The sequence below is a fragment of the Shewanella scandinavica genome, from assembly GCF_031932065.1.
In the GTDB taxonomy this organism is placed as follows: domain Bacteria; phylum Pseudomonadota; class Gammaproteobacteria; order Enterobacterales; family Shewanellaceae; genus Shewanella; species Shewanella baltica.
The window spans coordinates 16,700-35,617 of sequence record NZ_JAUOES010000005.1 but is presented as its reverse complement, the minus strand read 5'-3'; the positions used below and the strand labels follow the sequence as shown (position 1 = coordinate 35,617).

The following is an 18,918-nucleotide window of genomic DNA, read 5'->3' as shown; positions in this document are numbered from 1 at the left end:
AACGGCTCGTTTACCCTAAAGGTTGATTTGGATGCAGAGCTTCGCTACTCGATTTTCCTCTACACCATTTACCACCTTGCTGAAGTTTAAAAGCGCACATCGCATCCCAACGACCACTGATGCCACTGTACTGGCGGCGAAAATCTTTAGCAGAGCTGAGCCAAGCATCTGATGCAATCCCTAACTCATTGAGCAGTTTTGGTCGCTGATTATCGATAAAGCCTTTTTTATCATGGCGAATGGCGCGGCCAGTCCAATCGATAAGTTCCAGATAATCCGCAAAATGAAAAGGGATGCCCGTTTGTTGACTAGAGTGTGTCGCCGCATCGAACTTGGCGAGAGATTTGTTTATCGTTTGAGGCTTATTTTTTGCGGATTGGACTGGTGCTTGCGGTGAGATGATGATGTTATTTACCTGCTTGAGTGCACTAATTCTTTCTTGAATCGAGGTGAAATCAGAAGATTGTAAAGAGTCGGCAATCCCTGCTCGAATAGGGTTTAAATCCACGTACATCATGCAGGCTAGTAAGGCTTGCTCATCTAGCAAAGCTTGGGATTTGAAACGGCCTTCCCAGAACGCACCTTTACACTCATCTTCTCGATTCGCTTTACGGGCAATTTCTTCGTTCAGGCAGCGCACCTCTTCTTCAAATCAAAGGCAAGATATGCTGGATAAACGTTCATGCCATTCGGTAATTAACCCATCGAGCAGCATGCGTTCACCGTCAATTAAGGCTTCACCATTCATATACTTAGTTGCGACAGTATGGCCTTTAGTTATTTGACACCACCGGCTGATAACCTCTTTTGGGCTTAAGGTTTTTGCTTCCTCAACATCAATTTTAAGTACTAAATGGTAATGGTTGTTCATCACTGCATAGGCGCAAATGTCGATACAAAAGATAGCAGATAATGCTTTGATTTTATCGACAATCCAGCCACGTCTATGTTCATAACTGCGGCCTGTGAGTTTATCTTCACCGCACAGAAAAGCCCTTCTGACACAGCGATTTATCACATGATAGAAGGGCGTTGTATTGGCATCGATAAGCATTCTTCTGGCCGAGGTCATGACTCGCTCCAAACAGACAAGGTGAAGATAATCTAAAGACTAGTAGAAGAGGGGACAAAGCACAAAAAGACATGGCTGTCCCCGCTTTTTGCGCTTTTTAATTCCGTAGCAGCAGAGCATTTATAACTCATTTCAGGAGGCACTTATCTCGAAAAGATATGGCTGTCCCCGCTTCTTCCTGGTGATTTGACACCAGCGGCTGATAACCTCTTTTGGGCTTAAAGTTTTTGCTTCCTCAACATCAATTTTAAGTACTAAATGGTAATGGTTGTTCATCACTGCATAGGCGTAAATGTCGATACAAAAGATGGTGGATAATGCTTTGATTTTATCGACAATCCAGCCGCGTCGATGCTCATAACTGCGGCCTGTGAGTTTATCCTCACCGCACAGAAAAGCCCTTCTGACACAGCGATTTATCACATGATAGAAGGGCGTTGTATTAGCATTGATAAGCATTCTTCTGGCCGAGGTCATGACTCGCTCCAAACAGACAAGGCGAAGATAATCTAAAGACTAGTAGAAGAGGGGACAAAGCACAAAAAGACATGGCTGTCCCCGCTTTTCCCCGCTTTTCGTGAGAAATGCTCTGCCGTAGCAGCAGAGCATTTTGAGCTCATTTCAGGAGGCGTTTATTTCGAAAAGATATGGCTGTCCTGAGAGAAATCATATATTTAGTGGCAATGGCATGGCCTTTGGTGATTTGACACCAGCGGCTGATAACCTCTTTTGGGCTTAAGGTTTTTGCTTCCTCAACATCAATTTTAAGTACTAAATGGTAATGGTTGTTCATCACTGCATAGGCGCAAATGTCGATACAAAAAATGGTAGATAATGCTTTGATTTTATTGACAATCTAGCCACGTCTGTGCTCATAACTGCGCCCAGTGAGTTTATCCACACCGCACAGAAAAGCCCTTCTGACACAGCGATTTATCACATGATAGAAGGGCGTTGTATTGGCATCGATAAGCATTCTTCTGGCCGAGGTCATCATCCGCTCCAAACAGACAAGGTGAAGATAATCTAAAGACTAGTAGAAGAGGGGACAAAGCACAAAAAGACATGGCTGTCCACGCTTTTCCTATGCTCATAACTGCGCCCCGTGAGTTTATCTTCAGCACACAAAAAAGCCCTTCTGACACAGCGATTTATCACATGATAGAAGGGCGTAGCACTGGCATCAATTAACAGTCTTCTGGCCGAGGTCATGGCAAACTTCACACAGACAAAATCAAGATAATGTAAAGCCTAGTAGAGGAGGGAACAAAGCATTATAAGACATGGCTGTCCCCGCTTTTCAGATTTAGGATTCAGCGTCGCGAGCAATCAAAGACAGTGCTGTTATGGGAAAACGGAGGATAAGCAGATGTCTTGTGAGAAATGCTCTGCCGCAGCGGCAGAGCATTTAGAGCTCATTTCAGGAAGCACTTATCTCGAAAAGATATGGCTGTCCTGAGAAAAATCTCTGATAAAAGCTAAGGGAACAAAGTATCAAAGATATGGCTGTCCCCGATTTTTCGTTCCTTAGTTTTCAGGACGGTTAACCACTTCTGGATCAGGACTCAATAGCATTAGTGTGTTTGTCGTGTTTGTTAACACAAACTGGAACTTTGTTGTACCAGTTGTGTGGTCCAAATCTACAAGTTGTACCAACTGCCCATCACTACTAATTGTTACGGCATCAATAATTTCATCGAAAGGAGTGATGAAACCAACGCCAGCAAATTTTAATCCTTTTCCAGTATTATCAATTAACTGATAAGTGATAGTACTTGCCTCTGTAATTGTGACATCACCTTGGCACTGCTCACCAGTCATATCGACATAGCTAAAAACTGGTTCATTATTATCTAAGTTAACAATTACTTTCATAAAGTGAGCGTGACCTTGTACATTTTGCATTTTTTACTCCTTTTTGATTAAAATTCAATGTTATTAATTTTTGATTTAGTAAGGGTTTCAATTAATTCTTTACTAGTATTTTTATCGTTCAAGCATATCAATGATTTTATATATGGGATAGTGATTCCTGGGCTTTTGTTTTTACTTACAAAAGGTGTTAGTAAGGCTTTAATATCTTCACATGTTTCAATGGCATTTTTATTCAAATTTTTTAATGATGATGCTTCTATTAGTAAACTTTCTGAAAATGGTATAATATTGTCTTGAGAGTTGCTGCTGTCTTCTTGCAAGGAAATGAAAATAGTTTTTGCTTTTTTAGAAAAATCTAAGCTATTGTTGTAATCCTTTATTTTCTCCATGTGTTTTGCAAGAGCGAGGTAGTATTTGGCTAATAACTCTTTATCCTTTTTTGAAGCGGTTTGATTGCTTTTTATTTGCTCAATCAAGCTTTCGAGTTTAAGTTTTTCATCTTGATTGAAATCACCATAACCAAGGCTTATTAGATTTAAGTAGGAATAGTTTTTCTGCATTTTAATTATTCTATTATCGGAGTCTTTATCTGATGCTTTTTTTATTGTTAAAAAACTAAGTTTAGCCTTGTTAACTGAATTTTCAGCATCATTTTTATAATTAAGCAAAATTGATGATAGCTGATAGCTACTTGAAAGTCTTTCAAGAAGATAGGGTTGTTGTTCTAATTTATCATTCGAAAGTTCAGTTTGTATTTTTTCATGAATATTAATTGCAGCAGTAACTTCACCTAATGATGTTAACGCACTGGCTAACCAAGATCGTGCATTAACTACATCAGATAAAAGTTGAGTATTAGTAGGATCTGTTTCTAGAGCACTAAGTTTTAATGTCAGAGACTCCTGAAATCCATTCTTTGCTTCAACGAATTGTTGTCGTTGCATCGAAAGTGAGCCTAATGAATTGTAAGCATATGATAGTTCCATCAATGCATCCTTATCATCAGGCGCTAAGGAATACATCTTTTGACTGTATTGTAAATATAGTTCAAAGAAGGGGGTGACTGATTCCCACTTTCTATCATCGTACTCTATTTGCCCTAACCAGAAGGCATTGGCACCTAAGGTTTTCAGTAGGGCTAAGTTTTCTGGCTGTAACTTCAAGAGCGGCAGCATTTTTTCTTGCGCTGCGAGCAGGGCGCTGCGGGCTTCATCGATTTTATTGCGCGAATATGCCACTTCGCCCATGGCTTCTAAGGTTTGGCCGTGTTGGAAGCGGGCGTCAAAACTTAAGTGTGCATCATCTTCTGTATTGGAAAAATCACTGAAATATTCCAGTGCTTTATTGCTTATCCCGTCGAGTAAGTCCATACGGCCGATGCCGCGCATCTTGTCGGCGAAGTCGCCCACCATGAAACCGAGCAAATCTTCGGCGGCGAGGCGTTTTTGCAGGGCGAGTTTTTCAGCTTCTATGCTACGCATACTCATGATAATGGAAGTGAGGGTGAGGACGCATAATAGGGTGACGGTTAAGCGCCTCGTCCAGCGCAGCATATTGGCGCGTTTGGTGGAGGCTGTAATAAAGGCGGTTTCGGGTTCGTCTAAATCGAATAACGGATTTTGGCTGAGGCTTTGGGCTTCTTTTAAAGGTTTACCTTCAGCGAGTAGATAGGCGCTGTGTTTGGCTTCGCTGAGCCAGCGTGTTGAAAGATGCTGTAGGCGACTCTTAATGCTCAAACTATCGCTATGTTCGCTAATCCAAGCCGTCGCCCGTGGCCAACGGCGCAGCAGGGCTTCGTGGGCGATGCTAAAACAGGGTTCACCATTTTGCAGATGCGACACGAATAAGCGGCTATCGACCATGGCTTGCACTAGGGCAGTTTCGGCGGTGCTTTGCAGCTGCGACCAGCGGGCGGTGCGGCTGGTGATGGACTTTTCATCTTCGCGCAGGGTGACTAGCAGGGATAAAATCCGTGGCAGACTGGCTTTTTCGGCATCGCTTAAATGGGAGATCGCTTGCTCGGCATTTTTGCCAATCGCCCCTTCAATACCGCCAAGGGCATGATAAACCGAGACTAATAACTTATCGTCGGCGCTGCGCTGCAAATACAAGGCCTGCAGCGTGTATTGCAACATGGGCAGTGCATCTGGGTTACTGGCGGCGTCGCTGCAGAGCATTTCATCGAGCGGCATCGCGGTTTCGCTGTCAACTTCCCAGCTTAAGTTGGCGGCCACCGCAGGCAGGCGGATCATTTGCAACAGTTCAGTGCGTGTCGGCGGCGCTAAGTCAAAGTGGGCGCCGCGAGATTTACCGGCCATTAAGCTTGGGTAGCCCACAAGTAAAGGATAAAAATCGTTGCGACAGGCACTGATAATAATCACGGCCTTAGAGGTAGCGAGTTGTTCCAGCAGTTCAACAAATACCGTGCGCTCGGTGTCGCTAAATAGCGGTGATGAGAGCAACACTTCTAATCGGTCGATAAACAAGGCAAAAAACGGCTGAGTAAAGGGCTGAACCTTGAGAGCTTGGGTGCACTGGTTGATTACGCCTTGGATATCTTCGATGAGTTGAACCGCCAGAGTATCGGCACTCATGCCTTCGAATACTGGCGTGTCATTGATTTCCCAGTCGAGCATAGCGCTGGCAAGATCGGTTAGCAGTTGCCCTTTACTCACATCGGCAAAATCTAAGCTGCTGAATGACGCGACGCCAATGCCGTTATAGCCACCGCCCTTCATTAAATTGGGGACGACACCGGCATTTATCAGGGAGGATTTACCGCTGCCACTTGGGCCTAAAACCAGACAGAAGGCACGGCCATAGATGATTTGCTGGCTGATACGGTTAAGCAAAGTGCTGATTTGTTCACTGCGACCAAAAAACACCTCGGCATAGTTAGCGCTATAGGCTTGCAGACCCGGAAAGGGCGAGCCGCCTTGCCAACTTTGCGGGCTGGCGGTGGCTTCGTGGCCGATAGGAAAACGCACTTCGGCTAAGGTGCGATAGCCGCGTTTGCGTATGGTTTCTATATAGGTGGGATCGGTGGCGCTATCGCCTAATGCTCTACGTAACTGATTGATAATCTTGTGTAGTGGATTGTCGCCAGTATCTACGCCCGGCCAGCAGTGGCTGACTATTTCATCACTGCTGACGACTTCACCCGCCCGTTGACAGAGAAACAACAGCACATCCATCGCCTTGGGCTCAAGTTGTTTGACTTGTTTGCCAAGGAGCAGACTATTGGCGCTGGGATTGATTTGCCATTCACCAAAGAAAAATGTGCTGTCACTCATAACGATGTCCATTTATTGAGTATTGGCTAGCGTACTGTGGGAAAACGTACCGTTAGTTACCACTCTTGTAGTTATATTTTTGTTATGTTTTATGGTAGATGCTGGGCTGTTGTCAGCCTAAGGTTTGATGTCAAAGCCTTGACATTATGCCTATTACATTTGTTATTTAAAAGGAGTAACCCTTGATAATCAATGTAAATTTTATTCATGGCAGCTATGGGGAATTATCTGCGGCCTGTCATTTTTCTGTCAACAGTTTGTGCTTTACGTAGCATGTTAAATAACGCGGCGGCTTTTGGCTGTTTATTAGCAAAACATCAACAATGGAAAAGTGCCCACTATGGGCACTTTTCAATGAGAGAGAAAACTCGGGCGGATTAATTTTATCGGGCTAACTTTGTCGTGTTAGCTTGGGGCGGTTAACTTGAGCCTCGCCTCTGGTTTAACATTGGCATTTAAAGCCCGCGTCTTCTATCTGCTCGTTAATATCAGCCCCTTAACATGAGCCTCTAATGTCAGCGGGTTAAGATCAATGCCGTGGCTTGATAGCTTAATCTGGCCATTTGACCTTGATCTTGCAGTTCTAACTCATTGAGTTCGAATGGCGGCTGTAAACCCGAGGCTTGGATGAGCTTAGGATCTAACATCAGCTTTAACTTTGGCGACTCTGGGGTCAGCCAATTAGCCGCTTGGGTACGTAGAATCGCCACCTTTTGACCTTCGGCATTGGTGCCGGTTAACGTGCCACTTAAGCCAAAACGTCCCGCCTCGGCGACCGATAACTCAAAGTTGATTTGGTTAGGCAAACCTTTATCCCAAACCGTGAGCACTTCGGGCTTGATGCTCGCCGAATTGACATAGGACTTAAAGACAGATTTGACCGTGCGCTGCACTGGGCGGCCATCGACTTGGGTTTGCACTGTAATTTCAACTTCACTGAAACCCGCATTACTGCTCGAAAGTGCCACGCCCGCGGGGATCACCGCTTGCCATGTCTCACCTTGTTTTACCATCGTCAGTGGTTGCATATCGCCATCGGCTTGCTTGAGTGTTGCCTGCGGCACGAAGGTGTTATCACTTTGGCTGAGTGCGAGTTCAAGCCCAAGGGTTTGCGCATCAGCCGCGATAGCGGAGGAGGCTTTGACACTCAGTTGATAGGGCGAGCCTTTTTCCTTCACATTGACTAAGTAGTTGGCGCTTGGCGTTAACGGCTGACTGACCTGCAGGCGATATTGGCCCGGTGTGGCTTTCGCCGACATTTGCAGTGCGCTGGAATCATCGGTTAATCCTGCGCTAGCAAGGGCATCGGCGTTGGCCATCGATTTGACCAATGACTCATTGGTGTTTATCCCGCTGCTGTTGGCCGCTTTGCCTTGGGGTGACTGATTAGGGCTAACGCGCTGAATTTGTACGCGCTCAGGGGCAATAGCCTCTGCATGCATTAAGGCGCCAGAACTGGTATCGCCCCGAGGCGCAATGCGCACTAGGCTCGACGCTTGGCTCATGGTGAGGCCCACGCCCGCATTAAGCTGCGCGCCGGTTACATTGACCCAATACTCGTCACTTTGGCTGGCTTGTTCAAGCTGCGGCGCGCTTGCCTGATACTCGCCATACAAAGGGGTGATAAAGCTAATGTAGTCCGTACTGGTGTTAATGGGCGCCAGTGTTGGACTGGCAATATTGCTATCGACAAGATCGGTATTGCTCGGCGCGGCTAGGGTTAACCCTTTGGCGTACATAGGGCTGGCATTGGTTTTGGGATCTATGGGTGTGGCTTCGTCTTGGCAGGCTGCGAGCAGTCCGCTTAGCGCCAAGATACTGGCAAGTTTGCTGAGTGTGTGCATCTTAGTGCTCCTTAAATGTGGTTGCGGATCAGCGTGTCTAAATTGAAACACGCACGGCGGCTCTGCTGATGGCTTAGGGGTTCTTGGCCACGGGTCTTTTGTTTATCGATAAACCAGACTGTGCCAGCTGCCTTTTGCGAGCTGCAATTTAAGAAGCCGTCGGAGCAGCTATCGAGCCAGTTTTGAGTAGTTTCGAGCGCGACTTGGTATTGGTAACCCGCGCAGTAACTGTCGCTGTCCCAAATGGCGGAATCAACATCTGAGCCCACCACGACTTCGAAGGGTTTACCCAGCGATGGGCGACCTGCAGTGCCGTAGAGCATAGTGTTGTTGTAGTTTGCCATCCAACCCACTTGCTGTTGTTTCACCGCATTGCTGCCATATCCTAAGAGCCAGCCTAAGCTGGTTTCGAACACATTACCTTGGTTCACCGCATCGGCCAGCGGCGTACCGGCACTGGATGGGGCGAGGGCGATAACCTTTGAGGTGGCGTTGATCACCGCAGGATAACGGCTATCCCACGTGGGGTTAGATAAAATCCACCGCACTACGTTGCCACCATTGGAGTGGGTCAGCAGAATTAAGTCGTCGATATTTTTGGTTTGGATAAAGCTATTGAGCTGGGTCGCCAGACAACCTGCGGCGCTTTCTTCCCACATATATTGGTCAAAGTCGCAGTTGATCACTGTGTAATTGTTTGGCACTGGGATACCTTGGCGCACTGAGTTAACAAATTCGGGCGTCCAGTAATCAGCTAAGGCATTGGTCTGGTGACCCGTACCGTGGATAAAGGCAACTCCGGTTGCAGCTAATGTCGCTGGGCTGACAGCTAACAGACCCAAGAGCATGAGGGCTTTTTTGATCTTCATGGGTATATCTCGTGTTGTTGGTCTTGTTGATAGTGGCCGCGCAGTCCGTTGCGACTGTTTAGGGCAAATCGGTTAATGCTAAGGATTTGCCGTAATTTAGCGTTAAATCGGCTGACATGGCTCGGGTTATATGCGCCATAGGCGCGGGTTACTCACTTTGGGTAGAACATGATTTAAGGCCTGAATACGACGGGATAGGGTGAATGCGCTAGTTTAGGATGGCAGCCGATGTGATTGCCGTAACTTAGCCATTATCAACAGGACTTAACTCAAGCTTCTTAACCTAGACGCAACATTTTGAGCTGGCAAGTAAAAAAATCACCATATAATTGAATAGCATGGCAGTATTTTAAAGCATACGTTTTAATGTCAATATCGAGGGAGATAAGGTGATGATAAGCAATGACTAATAAATGGTACTGTGTTTTATGGTGTTTGAAATCCTGGCTCGATTACGCAAAAGAATTTTCTGTGACATTGGCCTTGCGTTTGAGTTAATAGGTTTATCGTTCTGTATATAAAGGTTTTTTGGATAAATCCGCTAAACTTAGCCACTCGCTTTGTGAGATCGACATCAGCTTAGTGCATTTAAAGCGTAAACCGATTAGGCTGAGCTGAGTTAAAGTCGCATCAACGTGATGAATACCCATACTGCCAAGCATGCACGCATTTATGATATGTCAGCTTTTAGGTCACTGATTGAACCATTGATTGAACAACTGATTTGAGCCATTGGTTGAATCACTAATAGAAACAACGATTCAAACAGTGATTGAGCGATGGGCTGAAATACGAGATGCAATGCGACTTGGGCAGGTTTAAAGAGATAAGGGAGAATAAGTTTGGCGATAGAACATAATGAGATGGTGAGCTGCTTAAGTGGATTGCAATGCCGCACTAACTTCACCATAAAAAACATTACCGAATACATGCTCCCAGACACCAAAGAGGCGTTCTATTTACACCTCGACGGTAAATCACCGAACTTGATTATTCGGCCCGCATTTGAGGTTTTTTCTGGCGAACTCGCCACCATTGCAGGCGTGCATGCCAAATACGATTATTTCCACAATGCGGAGATGACTCGTTTTCCAAAGCGTTTGCATAAGAGTCTCACCGAAACCCACTATGGACTTGCCTTTAGCTTTGACACAGTCGAAGCCGTGCAGCAATTTGTCAGCCGTTTAGGTGCCATAGTCAAAGGTGCATAAATTTTAGTCTTGACGCTTTAGGGTTAAATTCCCCAATACCAATGAAAATGAGGAATTTAACTGCTGCCTTTTTACGCGGCGTTTCAGTATATTCATCAATAGATGAATTTTGCTGGAGCCTGCCATGTCGCTTATTCCCGGTCGTCCTAGGGGCGTCGTTCCATTTAGCACCCAACCTGAATCGCCGCCCATTCTCGGTCGTCCGAAGGGAAACTCAGACGCGCGTCAACGCTTAATAAGCGCTGCCTTAAGTCTCTTTAGTCATCGCAGTTATCCTACTGTGTCTACCCGTGAAATCGCCCGCGAAGCCGAGGTCGATGCTGCACTTATCCGTTACTATTTTGGTTCGAAAGCGGGTTTGTTCGAACAAATGGTGCGGGAAACCCTTGAGCCCGTATTAACCCGCTTACGCGAAATATCTGCAGCTGAGGCGCCGAATAATGTCGGCGAAATCATGCAGACCTACTATCGCGTTATGGCGCCCAACCCTGGCTTGCCACGGCTGATTATACGGGTATTGCAGGAGGGCGATGGCTCGGAACCCTATCGAATTATCTTGTCTGTATTTGAGCAAGTGTTAACTCTGTCGCGGCAATGGCTCGAATCCACGTTAGTTAATTCGGGATTATTAAAAGAGGGCGTCGACCCCGATTTAGCACGGCTAAGTTTTGTGAGTCTTATGGTATTTCCGCTTATTGCCCCGCCCGTATTAATGCGTCAGTTCGGCTTTTTTGATGCTGATGCTGCGCTTTTGCAGCGCTTAGCTCTGCACAATATGCAGGTTTTTACGCAGGGACTGTTATGTGAACCAAGGAGCCAGTCATGAGCTCAACGAAAGGTTTGACTATGTTGAATGACCAAGATTTTAGTCGCAATCGTTTCAGTAAAAACAACTCAAGTAACAAAAGTTTAAGTAACAACAGTTTAAGTAGCAGCAAGTTAAGAAACAATAAGTTAACTAATCAAACCGCGTTAATTAAAAGAGTCGCGACAGGTGTCGTTTTAGGCTGTTTGCTGCTGCAGTTAGCGGCTTGCAGCAAAGAGTCGCCTAGCGTCCTTGGCACAGTCGAGCGTGACAGGCTGACACTGACCGCGCCCGTGGGTGAGTTGATTACTCAGGTAAATGTGGTTGAAGGTCAGCAGGTTAAGGCGGGCGAAGTGCTACTAACACTCGATTCGACCTCGGCCAATGCGCGCCTTGCCCTGCGTCAAGCCGAGCTTGAACAGGCCAAGGCTAAACTTTCTGAGGCGGTGACTGGTGCGCGTTTAGAGGATATAGAACGCGCCAAGGCCGTGCTCGATGGGGCAAATGCCAGCGTGAAGGAAGCGCAGCGAGCCTTTGAGCGTACCAACCGTTTGTATGCCACCAAAGTGCTGAGCCAAGCGGATTTAGATACCGCCCGTGCGGCGCGGGATACCAGTTTAGCCAAGCAAGCCGAGGCGGAGCAAAGCCTGCGCCTACTAGAAAATGGCACCCGTAGTGAGCAGCTAGAACAAGCCAAAGCCGCGGTGGCCGCCGCCAGCGCCAGTGTCGCCATCGAAAAAAAAGCCTTAGCCGACTTGAGCTTAGTGGCGGCGCGTGACGCCGTTGTCGATACGCTACCTTGGCGTGTAGGCGATCGCATTGCGGCGGGTACTCAGTTGATTGGTTTGCTGGCGAGTGAGGATCCCTATGTGCGGGTTTATCTGCCCGCGACTTGGTTAGACAGAGTGAAGGCCGGTGATAGCGTCAATATTCTTGTGGATGGCCGCGAGATACCGATTACTGGCACAGTGCGCAATATCCGCAGTCAACCCGCTTACACACCGTTTTATGCGCTTAATGAGCGTGACCGAGCACGGTTGATGTATCTGACAGATATTACGATTTCTGCCGAGGGACAGGATTTGCCGACGGGCATGGCATTAGCTGTGGAAATCGATGTGCAGCCAAAAGTGCAACAAAAAGTGAAACAGCCATGAGCCACGCCGATTTTGCTATCGAGACCCAAGGCATGACCCGCGCCTTTGGCGGCGTCAATGCGGTGGAAAACCTCGACCTCGCCATTCCCAAGGGGACCATTTATGGGTTTCTTGGCCCCAATGGCTGCGGAAAATCCACATCAATCCGCATGTTGACTGGGCTGTTGAGCCCAACGGCGGGGGAAATCCGCGTCTTGGGTGAAACCTTACCCGGCGCCGAGGAAAAACTGCGTCGCCGCATCGGCTATATGACGCAAAAATTCTCCCTGTACGACAATCTTTCGGTGCGGGAAAACTTAGAATTTGTCGCGCAAATTTATGGTTTGAACCGCCGAGCCTCAAAGCTGCGGATAGCCGAGTTAGTCACGCTGTACGATTTAGTCGGCCGGGAAAAACAAATGGCAGGCTCAATGAGTGGCGGCCAGAAACAGCGTTTGGCCTTAGCGGCGGCGACCTTGCATCACCCTGAATTGCTGTTTCTCGATGAGCCGACTTCAGCGGTCGATCCCGAGAATCGGCGCGAGTTTTGGGAGCGCTTATTCGATCTCTGTGCCAAAGGCACCACGATTCTTGTGTCGACTCACTATATGGATGAAGCCGAGCGTTGCCACGGTCTGGCGATTTTAGAGCGGGGGATAAAACGCGCCGACGGTTCACCCCAGCAGCTGATGGCGGCGATGGGCGCTCGGGTGGTTGAAATTTCAGGGGATGATTTACGCAATTTAAAACAATCATTGATCAGCGAGTCCGCGGTATTGTCGGCGGCGCAAATCGGCAGTCGTTTACGGGTGTTAGTGCGCAGCGATATTGAAGATCCGCTCGCTTGGCTTAAACCTCGGGTTGCCAGCCGGACGATGGAAGAAGTGCGCGCTAGCCTAGAAGATGTGTTTGTCACTTGCACCGGCGAGCGTTTGGCTGGGGTGTCCAAGGGAGCAACTGACCATGTGGCGTAGAATTTTTGCAATTGTCGTCAAAGAGCTGCGGCAATTATCACGGGATCGTATGACCTTTGGCATGATAGTCATGATCCCGCTGGTGCAATTGATGTTGTTTGGTTATGCCATCAATACCGATGCGCGCCATCTGCCCGCGGGGCTGGTAAATTTGAGCGATTCTGCCTACAGCCGCTCATTGGTGCAGGCGGTGGAAGCGACGCAGGTGGTGGATTTTAAACAGCGTTATTTAAGTGCGGCCGAGGCAGAGGCGGCGATCACTCGCGGCGAAGTTAAAGCTGTGCTTTATTTGCCCGCCGATCTCGATGAGCGCTTAGTGCGTCACCCAAGCTTTGCGGGTCAGCAATATTTAGCTCAGCCCGTCGGGCAATGGCTGGTGGACGGTTCTGATACGGTTGTCGCCTCAACCATTCGTAGCCTTAGGCAAATGCCGCTGGATGAAGTCGCAGGGAGAGCGCAAAAAACCGTGATGCCGAGTTTTGAAGTGGTGCAATATTTTAATCCCGAGCAACGCTCTGTAGTCAATATCGTGCCCGGCCTGCTGGGCGTGATTTTGACTATGACCATGGTGATGTTCACCTCCGCCGCCATAGTGCGCGAGCGCGAGCAGGGCAATATGGAGTTTTTGATCACTACGCCAGTGCGGCCGCTGGAGTTGATGCTGGGTAAAATCGTGCCCTATGTGATCGTCGGTTTTGTGCAAGTGACCATTATCCTGAGCGCAGGGCATTTGTTGTTTGATGTGCCGATTCGTGGCGGAATCGACTCCATCGCCCTTGCCGCTATGTTGTTCATTTGCGCCAGTTTAACTTTAGGATTAGTGATTTCGACCATAGCGAAAACCCAGTTGCAATCGATGCAAATGACGGTATTTATCCTGCTGCCATCGATTCTATTGTCGGGGTTTATGTTCCCCTACGAAGCCATGCCCATCGCGGCGCAGTGGATTGCCGAAGCCTTACCCGCAACCCATTTTATGCGCATGTCACGGGCCATAGTGCTACGCGATGCCCAAGTGATGGATCTGCAATTTGATGCCCTGTGGATGATAGGTTTTACCTGTATCGGGCTATTTATCGCCAGCATGAGATTCTCGAAGCGCTTGGATTAGCCCTGTGCTCGGCATTTTTGCTAAGAGCAAAGTGCCGAGTTTTGATATAGCGCAAACTATAGATAAACAGTCGCGCTAAGCCATTGAAATCGATATTGCTTAATTAGGATATCCCTTACACTGCCGCTAGGGCGATTGCCGCCATCATGCTTAGCGAAGGGAATTCATTATGCCTCCAATCATTTGTCATAGCGCGCTCGATGCGGTTGCTTTAATTCAAAGCGGCGAGACGCTGTGGACTCATTCCATGGGCGCCACTCCGCGCATTTTATTAGATGCGTTGGCGCAGCATGCACTCACCAAAGAAAATCTCACCCTGTTACAGTTACATACTGAAGGCGCCGAATCCTTAAGCCATCCCAGTTTACAGGGGCATTTACGCCATCGATGTTTTTTCGGTGGGCTGCCAACGCGGGCATTATTGCAAAGTGGTGATGCGGATTATGTGCCGATTTTCCTGTCTGAAGTGCCTAAGTTGTTTCGCTCCGGCGAGCAAAAAATTGATACTGCGATTATCCAAGTATCGCCGCCCGATAAGCACGGCATGTGTTCCTTAGGGATCTCGGTCGAAGCCACGCTTGCGGCCTGTCAAGTGGCGGGCAAGATCATCGCCCATATTAATCCACAAATGCCACGCACCCACGGCGATGGGTTTATCCATATCGACCGTTTTGCCGCTGTGTATGAAGAAAGTGCGGCCTTGCCGATCCATTCTTTTGGTACGGGCGATGCCGTGAGTCTGGCGATTGGCAAAAATGTCGCCCAATTGGTACGCGATGGCGATTGCCTGCAGATGGGCATAGGCGCAATCCCCGATGCTGTTTTATCTTGCTTAACCGACCATAAGGATTTGGGCGTTCACACTGAGCTATTTTCTGACGGCATATTACAACTGGTTGAAAAGGGCGTGATTAACAACAGCAAGAAGCGATTTTATCCGGGGAAATTAGTCACAGGTTTTGCCCTGGGGAGTCAAAAGTTATACGACTATGTTGATGATAATCCTGCGGTTATCTTTATGGACATAGAGCAAGTCAACGACACGTCCATTATCCGTAAAAACCCTAATGTAATGGCAATTAACTCGGCGCTGCAGGTCGACCTTTCTGGCCAAGTGTGCGCCGATTCGATTGGCACTAAAATCTATTCCGGCGTCGGCGGCCAGATGGATTTCATCCGCGGTGCAGGGTTATCCGAAGGTGGGCGCTCTGTAATTGCGCTGCCCAGCACGGCTGCGGGCGGCACAATTTCTCGCATCGCAAGCGTGTTATCACCCGGCGCGGGTGTCGTTACCACTCGGGCCCATGTGCATTATATTGTGACCGAATACGGCGCTGCCAATCTACGCGGTCGTTCATTGCGCGAACGGGCACAAGCGTTGATCGCCATCGCTCACCCCAATTTTAGGGAGCAACTGAGTCGTGATGCCTTCGATGTGTGGGGATTAAATCTATAGACTTGTAAATCTTGGTGTTATGGCTTGCTGCCGAGTTTGCAGTGGTGCAAGCTCGTTTGAGCGTAAAGGGTTGGTTTTAATACGTCGTTGAATCGCGGAAAAGAGTCATTCGTCTGTCCCGATATGGTATAAACTCTCGGCGGGTTTGACCGACAGACTTATAAAGAAAGGCGTCAATGATTTAAATGGATGAAATTGAATTAAAAGCATATTTAACAGAGAGGGTGTTATCTTTTTGTACGCGCTGGAACAGTATCGAAAATACCCTCTATACCGAAAGAACTGCCGAAGAAGATAAGCTACGGCAGGAATTGCCAGTGGCTGAATGAGCAATTAGCGCCGTTATTTGACGATTTTTGCACCGAAAAACAGCGCGTTTACGGCGGAAAAGTGCGTAATTCCTTCGGGTTTCCTTCAAAATTTAATGGTTGCGATCATCCTCTTGAGGTGCAAGTCACTTTAAAAAATAAAAGCAGAGCCGAAATCTATATTAAAACCAGCACTAACTTCGAAGATGAGTATTTGTTTATTGCTCTCAAAAAAGCCGATGAATGGCGTATCGATAGCTATAAAAACCGTCGCTATGGTAATGAGAAATGGAGCATACAAATTCTTTAATTCAGCTTTATTCGAATATTTGGAATCAGTAAAAAATCATTAAAATTATTGAGTTGGGTAATGTCGGTTGATTGGACTGATACACTCATACTCAAAAATATTGTGTAAATGGAACATCTTTATGACTTTAGATAATGCTCTTATTGCTCGAATCAAAGCCGAGATATTGCGGTTTACAACGGTTGAGGTTGAGCAATTTTTATTAGCTCATCCAGATAAAACCTTTTATGCCTTTGCTTTTGACACCCATGCCGAATACGCAGAATTAAATCTTTGTTTTAATACAGAGGCAGATTTTCAGCAGCGATTAGCCTATTACCAGTCTGGGAAATGGGCTGAGTCATACCAAAGCCCTGAGGCCATTCAAGAACTTAAATTCAATACAGGTGACTGGGAGTATCAATGTTTTAGTACATGTTACCTGCTTTCAGAGGATGAGTTGCAGACGATTCAACAGAGCTTACCCGAGGATGACTTTAGTGAGTGGGAGGAGATAGCACGGCAAATACGCGCAGTGTTTAACGAATGCCTAGTGCAGTTTACCCAAACTGAAGTCTATCAAGCGATCCCTAAAATCGATGGTTTTATGGCCTTTAGTATCGACCATGATGAAGATGTTGCTGATATGCTGGCTGATAGATTTTTATAGTTATTAAATTTAAAAAAAATTAAAATCAATATCTTATGCTTTTATTCGTCGGTCATGATATCCAATTGCACAGATTCTCCGATGACTTTGTTCAAGCCCTACACGGTTAACAATCATCACTTAAATCTATTCAACATAGGTTAATTGGGTATTGCGAGGGCATTTCAATCTACCTAAGCTATACAAAATAGCCCCGCAGCTTTATTAAATTTAGTTGACTACTACACTCTTCATGGTGAAAATACCGCGTTTTCTTCGTGGTTACTTCGAGATGGTTTTGTATTTTATTGATATTATAGGTTTTTATGTTTGATATTAAATCTCGCTTAGTAAACAAATCGATTGGAGAATGGCATCAATGTATCGCATCCTGAGAAGACATACTTGATGTAGGCGTTGCACCTTGAGGGGCATGTGCTTCGACAACTTTTATCACCTCGCATCCATCAACACCAAAATACGATAGGTACCTGATTTATGGCTGATATATTAGCCCAAGCAAAAGCCCGTCAATGTACCATCGCAATCGATGAACTTGTATATGATCCTGCCTCTCGCCAATTGAGCAAAAATGCTCAAGAAATTGAATTAGAGCCTCGAAGCATAGAACTGCTTGAAGTCTTTTTACAGCAAACAGGTACCCCGATTGCGGCAGAAGACATTATCAGTCGGGTTTGGCAGAGCAATTATATTTCTAAAAATGTCCTGACTAATCGAATTAGTACGCTACGTGCCATTTTTAAAGAGAGCTCGCCTGAACTGGATGCAACAAAATTATTAGTGACTTATCCCAAAAAGGGTTACTACCTCAATGCGACGCGAGTTACTCTAATCGACACCGCTGCTGATCTGATTGCACCATCGAAACCTGTTCAATCAAAGAGAATGATCCATTTGGTTTATATGAGTCTGCTGATGATAGCGGGCTTTTTTATCTATCAACAGTCGCAAAAATCACCCATAATTGCGCCTGTTAATCCGCTCACCGCAACAACACGACAGGATGCTCATATCACGATTGCTGTGGTTGAATTGGTGCTAAACCGAATTCATGTCACCAATAGTGCTGCTAGTCCTTATGTTACAGCGATCAAAACCGCGCTACTTTCGCAACTCGTTGCTTACCCCTATATCAATGTGCTCAATCAGGATGATCCAACCTATTTTTTAAGCCCGCTCAATGACAATGAATATTGGCCTGGCGATGGCAACACCTTATTTTCGGACTACAAACTTAATTTACGACTCGACAAAGCTCCTACATCCGATCAGCTTACTGCACGGGTTGAGTTGGTGTATCACAGCAGCGAAAAGCAAACGTATCGCGGTGAGTATATTCTCTCTACTGGCTCACTCGACCAAGGTATACAAAAGATCACTGATGATTTGATTGATTATTTTAAGTTGCCAGTCATAGCCTCTGCCAATACAGAGCAAACTCATACCTTTATCAATCAAACTTTAGCGCAACAGCTAGATGCTGATAACCCCAGTATGTTTCAGGCCAATTATCTTGCCAGACGACTGTTGCTTGACCCAGAGCTCAAGTCTGATCAAATACAAACTTGGCTCAATCGTATCGACAAGTTGTTTCCTTTCCCGAGTGAAGAAACTGAAATTTGGCTTGGTCTGCTTGATTTTAGAATTGGAAATCATAAACGCGCACGTGAACGCTTGTTGAAGGGGCACTTCAATAATCAAATCGACAACGCATTTATTTATTTAGTGTTGTCAAATATTGCCCTTAAAGATGATAAACCTGAACTTTTCCGTTATTACTACCTTAAATCATTGGTCTCTTTGTCTTTAGTCGTACCGTCAAAAACGGTTTTTGAGCAGTTGTCCCGCGAGAAACTCACGAGTCAATGTTTAGGTGTGTGGGGCGTGTTATTCCAAGACAAAGCGCTTACCGCTGACATCCATTCTTGGGCAATGTTTGCTAATTATTGTGATACAGCCGCCCCATATCTTCCTAAAGCCTCTGCAAAAAGGTCGCAATGAAGCG

At 46.5% G+C, this 18,918-nt stretch carries 14 protein-coding genes and 3 pseudogenes; 10 read left to right on the top strand and 7 right to left on the bottom strand.

All coding sequences use genetic code 11. From position 1 onward, the window contains the following. Positions 1-10 precede the first annotated feature (10 nt). The 7 genes and pseudogenes from Q4Q50_RS05295 to Q4Q50_RS05260 all read right to left on the bottom strand — a co-directional run bounded on the left by Q4Q50_RS05295 (position 11) and on the right by Q4Q50_RS05260 (position 8,953). Positions 11-1,072 (bottom strand): annotated as a pseudogene (locus tag Q4Q50_RS05295) (transposase). 177 nt (positions 1,073-1,249) lie between these two features. Beyond that, positions 1,250-1,549, bottom strand: a pseudogene (locus Q4Q50_RS05290) (transposase); the annotation flags it as partial. 190 nt (positions 1,550-1,739) lie between these two features. Beyond that, positions 1,740-2,066, bottom strand: a pseudogene (locus tag Q4Q50_RS05285) (transposase); the annotation flags it as partial. Between the two features lie 533 nt (positions 2,067-2,599). Beyond that, a complete protein-coding gene (locus tag Q4Q50_RS05275; protein ID WP_311898711.1) occupies positions 2,600-2,977 on the bottom strand; it encodes a DP-EP family protein in 378 nt (125 codons plus the stop codon). A gap of 17 nt (positions 2,978-2,994) precedes the next feature. Beyond that, positions 2,995-6,240 carry an nSTAND1 domain-containing NTPase gene (locus Q4Q50_RS05270; protein ID WP_311898710.1) on the bottom strand — a complete coding sequence of 1,082 codons (3,246 nt, stop codon included), beginning with the start codon at positions 6,238-6,240 and terminating at the stop codon, positions 2,995-2,997. A gap of 515 nt (positions 6,241-6,755) precedes the next feature. Then, the gene (locus Q4Q50_RS05265) at positions 6,756-8,084 is read right to left on the bottom strand and encodes a DUF4785 domain-containing protein (RefSeq protein ID WP_311898709.1); all 1,329 of its coding nucleotides are present in this window, start codon (positions 8,082-8,084) and stop codon (positions 6,756-6,758) included. Positions 8,085-8,095: 11 nt separating this feature from the next. Next, positions 8,096-8,953, bottom strand: coding sequence for a lipase family protein (locus tag Q4Q50_RS05260; RefSeq protein ID WP_259573304.1), 858 nt, complete (start codon positions 8,951-8,953; stop codon positions 8,096-8,098). Positions 8,954-9,816: 863 nt separating this feature from the next. Here Q4Q50_RS05260 and Q4Q50_RS05255 point away from each other — a divergent pair. The 10 genes from Q4Q50_RS05255 to Q4Q50_RS05210 all read left to right on the top strand — a co-directional run bounded on the left by Q4Q50_RS05255 (position 9,817) and on the right by Q4Q50_RS05210 (position 18,914). Continuing rightward, entirely contained in the window at positions 9,817-10,164 is a 348-nt protein-coding gene (locus Q4Q50_RS05255) for a hypothetical protein (RefSeq protein ID WP_011846399.1), read from the top strand. A 124-nt stretch (positions 10,165-10,288) separates the two neighbouring features. Then, positions 10,289-10,990, top strand: a complete 702-nt coding sequence (locus tag Q4Q50_RS05250) for a TetR/AcrR family transcriptional regulator (RefSeq protein ID WP_311898708.1) — start codon at positions 10,289-10,291, stop codon at positions 10,988-10,990. Next, complete coding sequence (locus Q4Q50_RS05245) at positions 10,987-12,126, top strand: HlyD family secretion protein (protein ID WP_311898706.1); 1,140 nt, start codon at positions 10,987-10,989, stop codon at positions 12,124-12,126. Before Q4Q50_RS05250 ends, Q4Q50_RS05245 begins: the two co-directional genes overlap by 4 nt. Next, positions 12,123-13,079: an ABC transporter ATP-binding protein gene (locus Q4Q50_RS05240; protein ID WP_311898705.1), complete on the top strand. Its 957-nt coding sequence runs from the start codon at positions 12,123-12,125 to the stop codon at positions 13,077-13,079. Before Q4Q50_RS05245 ends, Q4Q50_RS05240 begins: the two co-directional genes overlap by 4 nt. Further along, entirely contained in the window at positions 13,069-14,190 is a 1,122-nt protein-coding gene (locus tag Q4Q50_RS05235; protein WP_006081051.1) for an ABC transporter permease, read from the top strand. Before Q4Q50_RS05240 ends, Q4Q50_RS05235 begins: the two co-directional genes overlap by 11 nt. Positions 14,191-14,359: 169 nt before the next feature. After that, a complete protein-coding gene (locus tag Q4Q50_RS05230) occupies positions 14,360-15,646 on the top strand; it encodes an acetyl-CoA hydrolase/transferase family protein (RefSeq protein WP_311898703.1) in 1,287 nt (428 codons plus the stop codon). 185 nt (positions 15,647-15,831) lie between these two features. Beyond that, complete coding sequence (locus Q4Q50_RS05225) at positions 15,832-15,975, top strand: hypothetical protein (protein WP_261273799.1); 144 nt, start codon at positions 15,832-15,834, stop codon at positions 15,973-15,975. Next, positions 15,908-16,264, top strand: coding sequence for an NTF2 fold immunity protein (locus tag Q4Q50_RS05220; protein ID WP_311898842.1), 357 nt, complete (start codon positions 15,908-15,910; stop codon positions 16,262-16,264). Before Q4Q50_RS05225 ends, Q4Q50_RS05220 begins: the two co-directional genes overlap by 68 nt. 121 nt (positions 16,265-16,385) lie before the next feature. Continuing rightward, positions 16,386-16,913: a DUF4303 domain-containing protein gene (locus tag Q4Q50_RS05215; RefSeq protein ID WP_311898702.1), complete on the top strand. Its 528-nt coding sequence runs from the start codon at positions 16,386-16,388 to the stop codon at positions 16,911-16,913. Between the two features lie 477 nt (positions 16,914-17,390). Next, positions 17,391-18,914: a winged helix-turn-helix domain-containing protein gene (locus tag Q4Q50_RS05210; protein WP_311898700.1), complete on the top strand. Its 1,524-nt coding sequence runs from the start codon at positions 17,391-17,393 to the stop codon at positions 18,912-18,914. The last annotated feature ends 4 nt before the right edge of the window (positions 18,915-18,918 follow it).